Source organism: Streptomyces enissocaesilis (genome assembly GCF_039533765.1).
GTDB classification, from domain to species: domain Bacteria; phylum Actinomycetota; class Actinomycetes; order Streptomycetales; family Streptomycetaceae; genus Streptomyces; species Streptomyces enissocaesilis.
In genome coordinates this window covers 104966-116229 of the sequence record NZ_BAAAUD010000038.1, presented here as the reverse complement: position 1 = coordinate 116229, position 11264 = coordinate 104966, and the positions used below count along the sequence as shown (strand labels likewise).

Annotated in this window: 12 protein-coding genes; all 12 read right to left on the bottom strand. The window is 71.3% G+C overall.

From position 1 onward, the window contains the following. Nucleotides 1-91: 91 nt before the first annotated feature. Nucleotides 92-991, bottom strand: coding sequence for a Pro-rich N-terminal domain-containing protein (locus ABD374_RS18445; RefSeq protein ID WP_344496541.1), 900 nt, complete (start codon nt 989-991; stop codon nt 92-94). Nucleotides 992-1121: 130 nt separating this feature from the next. Next, nucleotides 1122-1568 (bottom strand): type II 3-dehydroquinate dehydratase, encoded by a 447-nt coding sequence (locus tag ABD374_RS18440; RefSeq protein ID WP_344496539.1) that lies wholly within the window; start codon nt 1566-1568, stop codon nt 1122-1124. After that, nucleotides 1565-2659: a 3-dehydroquinate synthase gene (aroB, locus tag ABD374_RS18435; protein ID WP_344496537.1), complete on the bottom strand. Its 1095-nt coding sequence runs from the start codon at nt 2657-2659 to the stop codon at nt 1565-1567. Before aroB ends, ABD374_RS18440 begins: the two co-directional genes overlap by 4 nt. Further along, complete coding sequence (locus ABD374_RS18430; protein WP_344496552.1) at nt 2656-3138, bottom strand: shikimate kinase; 483 nt, start codon at nt 3136-3138, stop codon at nt 2656-2658. Before ABD374_RS18430 ends, aroB begins: the two co-directional genes overlap by 4 nt. Before the next feature lie 38 nt (nt 3139-3176). Beyond that, nucleotides 3177-4361: a chorismate synthase gene (aroC, locus tag ABD374_RS18425; RefSeq protein ID WP_344496535.1), complete on the bottom strand. Its 1185-nt coding sequence runs from the start codon at nt 4359-4361 to the stop codon at nt 3177-3179. A gap of 128 nt (nt 4362-4489) precedes the next feature. Next, nucleotides 4490-4678: a hypothetical protein gene (locus ABD374_RS18420; RefSeq protein WP_344496533.1), complete on the bottom strand. Its 189-nt coding sequence runs from the start codon at nt 4676-4678 to the stop codon at nt 4490-4492. A 41-nt stretch (nt 4679-4719) separates the two neighbouring features. Further along, the gene (locus ABD374_RS18415; RefSeq protein WP_344496531.1) at nt 4720-5562 is read right to left on the bottom strand and encodes a shikimate dehydrogenase; all 843 of its coding nucleotides are present in this window, start codon (nt 5560-5562) and stop codon (nt 4720-4722) included. Continuing rightward, the gene (gene mltG, locus ABD374_RS18410) at nt 5540-7201 is read right to left on the bottom strand and encodes an endolytic transglycosylase MltG (protein ID WP_344496529.1); all 1662 of its coding nucleotides are present in this window, start codon (nt 7199-7201) and stop codon (nt 5540-5542) included. The genes ABD374_RS18415 and mltG overlap by 23 nt, the downstream gene beginning before the upstream one ends. A 127-nt stretch (nt 7202-7328) precedes the next feature. After that, nucleotides 7329-7793, bottom strand: coding sequence for a Holliday junction resolvase RuvX (ruvX, locus tag ABD374_RS18405; protein WP_344496527.1), 465 nt, complete (start codon nt 7791-7793; stop codon nt 7329-7331). Then, nucleotides 7793-10462, bottom strand: a complete 2670-nt coding sequence (gene alaS / locus ABD374_RS18400) for an alanine--tRNA ligase (RefSeq protein WP_344496525.1) — start codon at nt 10460-10462, stop codon at nt 7793-7795. The genes ruvX and alaS overlap by 1 nt, the downstream gene beginning before the upstream one ends. Beyond that, nucleotides 10462-10773, bottom strand: a complete 312-nt coding sequence (locus ABD374_RS18395) for a DUF6167 family protein (RefSeq protein WP_344496522.1) — start codon at nt 10771-10773, stop codon at nt 10462-10464. Before ABD374_RS18395 ends, alaS begins: the two co-directional genes overlap by 1 nt. 7 nt (nt 10774-10780) lie before the next feature. Further along, nucleotides 10781-11212, bottom strand: a complete 432-nt coding sequence (locus ABD374_RS18390) for a DUF948 domain-containing protein (RefSeq protein ID WP_344496520.1) — start codon at nt 11210-11212, stop codon at nt 10781-10783. Nucleotides 11213-11264 lie beyond the last annotated feature (52 nt).

The window sequence follows — 11264 nt, the reverse complement described above, 5'->3', positions numbered from 1 at the left end:
CGGCGCGACCGGGCGGCGCGGCGCGACCGGGCCGCGCGGCGCGACCGGGCCGCGCGGGGGCGTCCGGCTGTCGCGCGGCGCCGCCCGGGTCCTACCAGGCCGGCGGGCTGGCCATGGAGCGGGCCAGCACCTCGTCCAGTACGCGGGCCGTGGTCTCCACGTCGTACTGCGAGTTGTCGATGATCGGCAGCCCCGAGCCGTACCAGCCGGCCATCCGGCCGTGGATACGGGCGACCTCCTCGTCCGACAGGCGCCGGTTGCCGCTGCGCTGGGCGTTGCGCTCCAGCACGATCTCCAGGCCGGGGAGGATGACCACGGGCAGCAGCCCGGGCCCCACATGACGCTTCCAGCCGCCGAGCCCGACGACCGGACGGTCCGGGAAGACGGCGTCGTCGACGATGCACGAGATGCCGTTGGCCAGGAAGTTGCGGGCGGCGAAGCCGCAGGTGCGGCGGGCGAGGCGGTACTGGGCCTCGGACTGGTCGTTCCAGCCGGACTGCGGGTCGGCGAACCCCGAGCAGACCCATTCGCGTACGTCGTCGAGGCTGATGTGCGCGGTCGGCACCCGGCGGTGCCTGGCCCAGTGCTTGGCGACGGTCGTCTTGCCCGCTCCCGCGGGGCCGATGAGCAGCACCGCCAGCGTCGTGCTCCCGGTGTCCGTGGGCGCGGCGGCGGGCGGCGGCGCGGGGACGGGGACCGGTCCGCCGGGCGGCAGCTGGATGTGTCCGGTGGCGTCCCGGGCCGGCGGTCCCGGCGTGTGCTGCGGGGCCGGGCCGCTCCAGCCGGGAGCCGGGGCATGGTGGGCGGGCGCGTGGCCGGGCCCGTGGCCCTGCGGGCCGCCGGGGGCGGTTCCCGGGGCCCCTGGGGCCTGCGGAGGCCCCTGGGGCGCCGGTGGCCCGGCGGGGGGCCCTGCGGGGTGCGGGGCGCCGTGCGTCCATCCGACGCCGGGCCTGTGGGGCGGTGGCAGCGGAGCCCCCACTGCGTGCTGCATCCGGTGCCACTCCGTCTCGTACAGGCGACTCGTACTGGGCCAGGGCGGTTTCGGCGGGCCCGGGCCTACCGAAAGGTACCTGCCCCCGCCGCGTGGGTGTGAACGGCCGGGACAGGTCCAGAGTGCCCTGTCAGTCGCCGAGTTCCTCGGCCAGGGCCCGCAGGGCGAGCCGGTACGAGCCGATGCCGAAGCCCGCGACCGTGCCGCTGGCGACGGCGGCGATCACCGAGGTGTGCCGGAATTCCTCACGTGTGTACGGGTTCGAGATGTGCACCTCGATGAGCGGTGCGGTGCGCTGGGCCGCCGCGTCCCTCATTCCGTACGAGTAGTGCGTGAAGGCACCCGGGTTGATGACGACCGGAATTGACCCGTCCGCGGCCTCGTGGAGCCAGCGGATCAGCTCGCCCTCGTCATTGGTCTCGCGTACGTCGACGTCGAAGCCGAGCTCCTTGCCGAGCCGTCCGCACTCCTCGACGAGCCCGGCGTACGACGTCGCGCCGTACACGTCGGGCTCGCGCGAGCCGAGCCGGCCGAGGTTGGGCCCGTTGAGGACGTAGACCTGTCGGAGGGCCGTCACTTGGACACCTCGCCGTACGCGGCGAGCAGCACCGCCGGATCCGGGCCTTCGAGCACGGTCGGCCTGGCGAGACCGTCGAGGACGATGAAGCGCAGCAGGTTGCCGCGCGACTTCTTGTCGACCTTCATGGTCTCCAGGAGCTTGGGCCACTGGTCGCCGCGGTAGGCGAGCGGCAGCCCGACCGACTCCAGCACCGTGCGGTGCCGGTCGGCGGTCGCGTCGTCGAGACGGCCCGCGAGCCGGCCGAGTTCGGCGGCGAAGACCATGCCGATGGAGACGGCCGCGCCGTGACGCCAGGTGTAGCGCTCGTTCTTCTCGATGGCGTGGGCGAGCGTGTGGCCGTAGTTCAGGATCTCGCGCAGACCGGATTCCTTCAGGTCGCTCGACACGACGTCGGCCTTGACCCGGATCGCGCGCTCGATCAGCTCGGCGGTGTGCGCCCCCTCGGGCGTACGGGCCGCCGCCGGGTCCTCCTCGATCAGGTCGAGGATCACCGGGTCGGCGATGAAGCCCGCCTTGATGATCTCGGCGAGGCCGCTGATGTAGTCGTTGACCGGCAGCGAGTCCAGCGCGGCCAGGTCGCACAGCACACCGGCCGGCGGGTGGAAGGCACCGACGAGGTTCTTCCCCTCGGCGGTGTTGATACCCGTCTTGCCGCCGACGGCCGCGTCGACCATGCCGAGCACGGTCGTCGGTACGGCGATCCAGCGCACCCCGCGCAGCCAGGTCGCCGCGACGAAACCGGCCACGTCGGTGGTGGCTCCGCCGCCGACGCCGACGATCACGTCGGTGCGCGTGAAGTTGGTCTGCCCGAGCGCCTTCCAGCAGTACGCCGCGACCTCGACGGTCTTGGACTCCTCGGCGTTCGGCAGCTGGATCGCGATGGCCTCGTAGCCCTGGCCCGCGAGGTCCTCACGGATCGCGTCGCCGGTGCCGGCGAGCGCTTCGGGGTGCAGGACGGCGACGCGCCGGGCCCGGTCGCCGATCAGCCCGGGGAGCTCACCGAGCAGCTGCCGGCCGACCAGCACCTCGTAGGGCTCCGCGCCCTCGCCGCCGCCGACCTGGATACGGGTGACTGCCTGCTCCGTCATGCTTCCTTCAATTCGAGTGCGTCGAGGACCGCTTGGGCGACCTCTTCGGGGGTGCGGTCGTCGGTCTCGACGATCGCGTCGGCCACCTCGGCGTACAGGTGGCGACGCGCTTCCATCAGCTGCTTCCACTGCTGGCGCGGGTTGACGGCCAGCAGCGGGCGCGCGGTGTTCAGCCCGACGCGCCTGATCGCCTCGGTGACGTTCATGGAGAGGCAGACGACGGGCAGCGGGGCCAGGGACGCACGCGTGCCGTCGTCGAGGACCGCGCCGCCGCCGAGCGCGAGGACGCCCGTGTGCTCGGCGAGGGCGGCCCGCACGGCCTGCCGCTCCAGCTCACGGAAGTGCGCCTCCCCCTCGTCGACGAAGATCTCGGCGATCGGCCGGCCCTCGGCCTCGACGATGTCGGCGTCCGTGTCCCGGTAGGCCACGCCCAGCCGCTCGGCGAGGATCGCGCCGACGGTGGACTTGCCGACCCCCATGGGTCCGACGAGTACGACCAGGGGGCCGCCCGCCTCGCTCACCGGACGACCAGGTTGTCGAGGTAGCCCCGCACGTTGCGCCGGGTCTCGCCGACGCTGTCGCCGCCGAACTTCTCCGCGACGGCGTCCGCGAGGACCAGCGCGACCATGGCCTCGGCCACGATCCCGGCGGCGGGCACGGCGCACACGTCGGAGCGCTGGTGGTGCGCGGCCGCGACCTCACCGGTGGCGGTGTCGATGGTGGCGAGCGCGCGCGGCACGGTGGCGATGGGCTTCATGGCGGCCCGTACGCGGAGCAGCTCACCGGTGGACATGCCGCCCTCGGTCCCGCCGGCGCGCCCGGAGGTGCGGCGTACGCCCTCGGCGGTCGGCACGATCTCGTCGTGCGCCTTGGAACCGGGCACGCGCGCGAGATCGAAGCCGTCGCCGACCTCGACACCCTTGATGGCCTGAATGCCCATCAGCGCGGCGGCGAGCCGGGCATCGAGGCGACGGTCCCAGTGCACGAACGACCCGAGCCCGACGGGCACGTTGTACGCCAGCACCTCGACCACGCCGCCCAGCGTGTCGCCGTCCTTGTGGGCCTGGTCGATCTCGGCCACCATCGCCTTCGACGCGTCCGCGTCCAGGCAGCGCACGGGGTCCTCGTCGAGCTTCGCCTCGTCGGCGGGCACGGGCAGGACGCCGTACGGCGCCTTGGCGGCGGCCAGCTCCACGACGTGCGACACGATCTCGACGCCCGTGGTCTGCTTCAGGTACGACCGGGCGACGGTACCGAGCGCCACGCGGGCCGCGGTCTCGCGCGCACTGGCCCGCTCCAGCACCGGCCGGGCCTCGTCCAGCGCGTACTTCTGCATGCCGGCGAGGTCGGCGTGGCCGGGACGGGGGCGGGTCAGCGGCGCGTTGCGCGCGAGCTTGGCCAGTTCCTCGGGGTCGACCGGGTCGGCCGACATGACCTTCTCCCACTTGGGCCACTCGGTGTTGCCCACCATGATCGCGACGGGGCCGCCCATGGTCAGCCCGTGCCGTACGCCGCCGAGGAAGGTGACCTCGTCCTGCTCGAACTTCATGCGCGCGCCGCGCCCGTAGCCGAGCCGCCGCCGGGCCAGCGCGTCCGCCACCATCTCCGTGGTGAGGGGGACACCGGAGGGAAGGCCCTCCAGCGTCGCGACGAGTGCGGGGCCGTGGGATTCTCCCGCGGTCAGCCAGCGCAACCTGCTCAACGGTGCTCCTCATGCTCGCGCCTGGAACTGCAACGGCGCGACCGGGTGCGCGGCCCTGGCCCGCCACCCCCGATCCTCCCACGACCGGGGGCGCGACCGGCCCTCGGTCCAGCAGACGGACGGCTTTCTCAGTGCGCGGGACGCCGTGACCTGAGCCCGCGCGCCGCCGCGACACGCCACAGTCCGCGGGCGCCGCCCGCGAACAGCGGGAGCGGAACGGCCGCGCCGAGGGTGATACGCAGCCACTCCGGCAGGAAGTGCGGCGCCGGTTTCAGCAGGTCCGGCGCTGCCAGGGCCCGCTCCATCGCCATGCCCATGATCGAGCGCCCCCTGTTGTGACCTGCGATTCCCCGCAGACCTAAGGGGCGGTGAGCGCCCGTTCCCCGGCAGCCCGCATCACGGCGAGCGGCGCGGTGGCGCAGCCCGTCATCTGCTCCACCTGGAGCACGGCCTGGTGCACGAGCAGGTCGAGCCCGCCGACGACCGCGCCGCCGCGCGCCGACCAGGCGGCGGCGAGTGCGGTGGGCCACGGGTCGTACAGCACGTCGAAGAGGGTTCCGGGGCGGTCGGGGACGGCCTGCGCGAGGGCGTCGGTGGTGCCGGCCGGGGTGGTGGCGACGACGAGCGGCGCGTCGAACGCCCGCGCCGCCTTGGCCCAGTCGGCGATCCGTACGTCGACTCCGAGCCGTTCGCCCCACTGCCGCATCTCGTCGGCGCGGGCGGAGCTGCGGACGTACGCGGTGACCGGGCCCGTGCACAGGCGGGAGAGGGCGGCGAGCGCGGACGAGGCGGTGGCTCCCGCGCCGAGAACCGCGGCGGATTCGACCTTCTCGATGCCGCGCTCGCGCAGGGCGGCGATCATCCCCGGGATGTCGGTGTTGTCGCCGAGGCGCCGACCGTCCTCGGTGAAGACGACGGTGTTGACCGCCTCCACGGAGGCCGCCGTCTCACCGACCTCGTCGAGCAGCGGCATGACGGCCCGTTTGAGCGGCATGGTCAGGGACAGTCCGGCCCAGGACGAGTCGAGCTCCGCGAAGAAACCGGGGAGGGCGGCCTCGTCCACTTCGAAACGGTCGTACGACCAGTGGGTGAGGCCGAGTGCCTCGTACGCGGCGCGGTGGAGTACGGGTGAAAGAGAGTGCGCGATGGGCGAGCCGAGGACCGCCGCCCTGCGGGCGTCATTCGCTGCCCTTGTTTTCATTGAACTTTTCCTTGAGCTTCAGGAAATCGTCGTGGGTCTTGGCGAATTCCGTCTTGTGCTGGCCGTCGGTCGCCACGAAGTACATCCAGCCGTCCTGCGTCGGGTTGAGCGCGGCGGCCAGGGCTTCAGTGCCCGGGTTGCTGATGGGTCCGGGGGTGAGGCCCTTCTGGGTGTACGTGTTGTACGGGTCCATGTTGCTGTTGATCTCGGACTCGCTGATCTCGATCTCGCTCTGACCGTTCAGGTAATTGAAGGCGGAGTCGAACTGGAGCAGTTGATTCGTCTCCGTGTTGGTGGGCTTGAGACGGTTGTAGATCACCTCGCCCATCCTGCGGAAGTCATCGTCCGTCTTGCCCTCGACCTGAACGAGGCTGGCGACGGTGAGAAGTTCCCAGGGCCCCTTCAGTCCGAGCGACGTGGAGTTCGCCTCCAGGTCGAGCTTTCCGTATTCCGCATTGGCTCGGGCCACCATCTTCTTGAGCACATCCGCAGGCTTCGCGTTCTTCGCGACCGGATAGCTCGCGGGGAAGAGGAAACCCTCCAGCGGGTCCTTGACGTCCGGGTGGCCGGTCGCCCAGTCCGGCAGTCCGAGGTCCTTCACCTCCGCCTCCGCAGCGGCCTCGGTGGTCCCGGGCTTCACTTCCAGGCGCTTGTCGATCTGCTCGTAGACCCAGGCGTTGCGCTTGCCCTCGGGGATGATCAGGGCGTTGCGACTGCTCGGTTTGAGCATTTCCGAGACGGCGTTGTCCGCGGACATCTTCTTGTTGAGGGTGTAGACCCCCGCCTGGATGTTCTTGCCCTGCGGATTCCTGTTCTGAGCGGCGACGAAGGCGCCCTGGCTCTTGACCACACCGGCCTTCTCCAGGAGGCTGCCGATCTCGTAGCCGCCGGCGCCCTGGGGGATCTCCACCTGGGTGGGATCGGACCCCTTGCCCGCATAGTCCTCGGGCGCGCCGAACTGGTTCTGCCAGAACTGGTAGCCGAAGTAGCCGATGCCGCCCACGCCGCCGACCAGGACCACCGCGACGATGAGACACGCCGTGCCGTTGCGGCTCTTCTTCTTTTTCGGTTTTCCGCCGCGGCGGTCGCCGCCCCGGCCGCGGCGGGACTCGCGTGGCTCGTCGGGCCCGTCGTCGTCACCGGCGTCGCCGCCCGTGAAGAAGGGGTGCTCCTCGGGCGCTTCCGGCTCGGGCTCGGGCGTCCACTCGGGGGCCTGCTCCGGCTCGGGGCCGCGCCGGCCCGGGGGCTGCGGCGGGGGGTACGCGTCCGGTGCGGCGTAGTAGTCGGGGCTTTCGCCGCCGTAGCCGGGCCGCTGGCCGGTGTAGGGGTCGGCGGCCGGGTTCATGCCGTACGGCGCCGGGTCCTGCTGCTGGTGCCCGCCCGTGTCCCAGCCGCCGTCATGGCCGTAGTGCTGCTGCTCCGGATACCCGGGCTGCTGCTGGTGCTGCTGGTGCTGCCGGCCGTCGTAGTACGGCTGCTGCGGGTGTTGCGGCTGCTGCTGGTAGTGCTGCGGCTGCGGCTGGTCTCCGTACGGACCCTGACCATGTGCGGACTGCTGCCCTGCCCATCCCTGGTCCCCGTACAACGGGTCCTCGGGATGCCACGGTTCGTGGCCTGCGCCCCGGCCATACTCAGTCATCAAACCCCATAGTGTGCCGCGAGGCGGCGACTGCTTCGCGCGTGGGGCGCGGCAACCGTTCCGCCTCTTCTTTGTGCGGCAGCTGTTCGAACACCGCCGCATCGCGCGGAACGTTACCGTATCGCGATCAGACAACCACTTCGACGCCCTCGCCCGGGGGGTTGCCTGAGACCCGTTCGGCCTCAAGCGCGTTCTGAAGAATGACAATCGCCGCCGCCTGGTCGATGACCGACCTGCCCTTCTTGGACTTCACGCCCGAAGCGCGCAGGCCCTGACTGGCCGTCACTGTGGTCATCCTCTCGTCCACCAGTCGTACCGGAACGGGTGCGACGGAACGGGCGAGCTCCTGGACGAAGGCGCGGACCTTGACCGCCGCCGGGCCCTCGCCCCCATTGAGGGAGCGAGGGAGGCCGGCCACGACCTCGATCGGTTCGTACTCCTCGACGAGCTGCTTCAACCGCCGGTGGGCGGCCGGGACGTCACGTCCCGGCACGGTCTCCACCGGCGTGGCGAGGACCCCGTCGGGGTCGCACGAGGCGACCCCGATCCGGGCGTCCCCGACGTCGATCGCGAGGCGACGGCCGCGTCGCATCAGGCGCTCTCGCCGACGACACGCTCGACGGCGGCCACGGCGTCGCCGATGGCCTCCGGGTTCTGGCCGCCGCCCTGGGCGACGTCCGGCTTGCCGCCACCGCCGCCGCCGAGGGTCTTGGCGGCCGTACGGACCAGCTCACCGGCCTTGAGACCGCGCTCGCGGGCGGCCTCGTTGGTGGCGATGACGGTCAGCGGGCGGCCGTTGGCGGTGGTGAAGAGGGCCACGACCGTCGGACGGTCGGCCGGGATGCGGCCGCGGACGTCCAGGACGAGCCTGCGCAGGTCGTCGGCCGAGGTGCCGTCCGGCACCTGGCCGGTGACAACGGCCACGCCGCGTACGTCCTTGGCGCCGGCGGCGAGACCGGCGGCGGCCTGGAGGACCTTCTCCGCGCGGAACTTCTCGATCTCCTTCTCGGCGTCCTTGAGCTTGGCGAGCATCCCGGAGATCTTCTCCGGCAGTTCCTCCGGACGGCCCTTGACCAGCTCCTGGAGCTGGGCGACGACCGTGTGCTCACGGGCGAGGAAGGTGTACGCGTCCACGCCGACCAGGGCCTCGATGCGCCGTACGCCCGAGCCGATCGACGACTCGCCGAGCAGCTTCACCAAACCCAGCTGGGCGGTGTTGTGGACGTGCGTACCGCCGCACAGCTCCTTGGAGAAGTCGCCGATGGTCACGACGCGCACCCGCTCGCCGTACTTCTCGCCGAACTCCGCGATGGCGCCCTGCTTCTTGGCCTCGTCGATGGACATGACCTCGGCCTGGACGTCGAGTTCCCGGGCGAGCACTTCGTTGATCTTGTGCTCGACATCGGTGAGGACCGTGCCGGGTACGGCGTTCGGCGAGCCGAAGTCGAAGCGGAAGCGGCCCGGCGCGTTCTCCGAACCGGCCTGGGCGGCGGTCGGGCCGAGCGCGTCGCGCAGCGCCTGGTGCGTGAGGTGCGTGGCGCTGTGGGCGCGGGCGATGGCCCGACGGCGCTTCAGGTCGATGGCGGCGTAGGCGGAGGCGCCCACGGTCACCTCGCCGACCTGGACCGAGCCCTTGTGGACGGAGACGCCCGGGACCGGCTGCTGCACGTCGCGCACCTGGATGACGGCGCCCGTGTCCAGCTTGATGCGGCCGGTGTCGGCCTGCTGGCCGCCGCCCTCGGCGTAGAAGGGCGTGCGGTCGAGGATCACCTCGACCTCGTCGCCCTCGGTGGCGGCCGGGGAGGGCAGGCCGTCGACGAGCAGGCCGACGACGGTCGACTCGCCCTCGGTGTGGGTGTAACCGGTGAACTCGGTCGTGCCGGAGCTGTCGGCGACCTCGCGGTAGGCGGAGACGTCGGCGTGGCCGGTCTTCTTGGCCCTGGCGTCGGCCTTGGCCCGGTCCCGCTGCTCCTTCATGAGGCGGCGGAAGCCGTCCTCGTCCACGGAGAGGCCCTGTTCGGCGGCCATCTCCAGGGTGAGGTCGATCGGGAAGCCCCAGGTGTCGTGGAGCAGGAACGCCTTGTCGCCGGGCAGGACCTTGCCACCGGCGGCCTTGGTCTCCGAAACGGCAGTGTCGAGGATGTTCGTGCCGCCCTTGAGGGCCTTGGTGAAGGCGGCTTCCTCGGCGAGGGCGACGGTCTCGATGCGCTTACGCTCGGTCAGGAGCTCCGGGTACTGCCGGCCCATCGAATCGATCACGGTGTCGACGAGCTCGGCGACGACGGGGCCGGTGGCGCCCAGGAGGCGCATATTGCGGATGGCACGGCGCATGATGCGGCGCAGGACGTAGCCGCGGCCCTCGTTGCCGGGGGTGACGCCGTCGCCGATGAGCATCACCGACGTACGCATGTGGTCGGTGACGACGCGCAGCGAGACGTCCGAGGCGTGGTCGGCGCCGTACCGGACACCGGTCAGCTCGGTGGCCTTGTCGATGACGACCATCGAGGTGTCGATCTCGTACAGGTTCTGCACGTCCTGGAGGATCATCGCCAGGCGTTCGAGACCGAGGCCGGTGTCGATGTTCTTCGACGGCAGGTCGCCGAGGATCGGGAAGTCCTCCTTGCCGTCGCCGGCACCCCGCTCGTACTGCATGAAGACCAGGTTCCAGATCTCCACGTACCGCTCGTCGTTGACGGCGGGGCCGCCCTCGACGCCGAAGGCCGGGCCACGGTCGTAGTTGATCTCGGAGCACGGGCCGCACGGTCCGGGCACGCCCATGGACCAGAAGTTGTCCTTCTTGCCCAGGCGCTGGATGCGCTCGGCCGGTACGCCGATCTTGTCGCGCCAGATCTGCTCGGCCTCGTCGTCGTCGAGGTAGACCGTGATCCACAGACGCTCGGGGTCGAGGCCGAAGCCGCCGTCCGCCACGGAGCTGGTGAGCAGCTCCCAGGCGTACGAGATGGCGCCTTCCTTGAAGTAGTCGCCGAACGAGAAGTTGCCGCACATCTGGAAGAACGTGCCGTGGCGGGTGGTCTTGCCGACCTCTTCGATGTCCGGCGTACGCACGCACTTCTGCACGCTGGTGACGCGCGGGGCGGGCGGCTTGACCTCGCCGAGGAAGTACGGCTTGAAGGGCACCATGCCCGCGGGGACCAGCAGCAGGGTCGGGTCGTCCGCGATGAGCGACGCCGAAGGCACGACGTTGTGTCCGCGCTCCTCGAAGAAGCGCAGCCAGCGGCGGCGGATTTCAGCCGACTCCATCAGTGGTCCTCATTCCGGTTGTACGAGTGCTTGGGGTGGTCGAGAGCGGCGAGGCGCCGGGGCTCGAGAGCTGCGGGGTCGTTCCGCGCGTCGAGGCCGAGGGCTTCGCCGAGTTCGGCCTCGCGCTGCGCCATTCCCGCCTTGACGTCGAGCGCGAAGTCCTTGAGCCGGTGACCTGCTTCGACCGCCTTGTCGGCGGCCTGCGCGGCGAGGCTCTCGGGCGTCAGCTGCTTGAGCTTGCGGTTGACCTTGGTGGTGGCCCACACACCGGCTGCGGCGCCCGCGGTGAACCAGAACGTACGGCGGAACATTGCGGCTTCAGCCCTTCCGCTTCCTGCGCCGGGCGGACGGCACGGTCCGGCCGGCGATCACAGTGCGACGCGACGGCTGCCCCGCCGGAGCGTCCTTGTCGCGGCCGAGCGCCCGGCGTACGCCGTACCCGAAGGCGGCGACCTTGACGAGCGGGCCGCCGAAGGTGGACGCGACGGTCGTCGAGAGCGCGGACGCGTTGGAGGTGACTTCCTGGACGTCGGTCGCGATGGCGTCGACCCGCTCCAGCTGGGTCTGCGCGGACCGGACGGTCGCGGAGGCGTCCGCCAGCAGCGGAACCGCCTGCTCGGTCACGTCCGCCACCAGCTTGGTCGCCGCCCTGAGCGTCTGGGCCAGCCTCACCAGCACCACGGCGAGGAAGGAGACCAGGATCGCCCAGAAGACGGCCACCAGAATGCCGGCCACCTCTCCACCGGACACTTTGCACCGCTCCCTGCCGTCGAGAAAAGTCGTTCTGCGAGCCTATCGCGCC

Coding starts and splice junctions, on each gene's coding strand:
- mltG (WP_344496529.1), bottom strand. CDS start 7,201: ATGACTGAGTATGGCCGGGGCGCAGGCCACGAACCGTGGCATCCCGAG.
- aroB (WP_344496537.1), bottom strand. CDS start 2,659: ATGACGGAGCAGGCAGTCACCCGTATCCAGGTCGGCGGCGGCGAGGGC.
- ruvX (WP_344496527.1), bottom strand. CDS start 7,793: ATGCGACGCGGCCGTCGCCTCGCGATCGACGTCGGGGACGCCCGGATC.
- ABD374_RS18445 (WP_344496541.1), bottom strand. CDS start 991: ATGCAGCACGCAGTGGGGGCTCCGCTGCCACCGCCCCACAGGCCCGGC.
- ABD374_RS18420 (WP_344496533.1), bottom strand. CDS start 4,678: ATGGGCATGGCGATGGAGCGGGCCCTGGCAGCGCCGGACCTGCTGAAA.
- ABD374_RS18415 (WP_344496531.1), bottom strand. CDS start 5,562: ATGAAAACAAGGGCAGCGAATGACGCCCGCAGGGCGGCGGTCCTCGGC.
- alaS (WP_344496525.1), bottom strand. CDS start 10,462: ATGGAGTCGGCTGAAATCCGCCGCCGCTGGCTGCGCTTCTTCGAGGAG.
- ABD374_RS18395 (WP_344496522.1), bottom strand. CDS start 10,773: ATGTTCCGCCGTACGTTCTGGTTCACCGCGGGCGCCGCAGCCGGTGTG.
- ABD374_RS18430 (WP_344496552.1), bottom strand. CDS start 3,138: ATGGGGGTCGGCAAGTCCACCGTCGGCGCGATCCTCGCCGAGCGGCTG.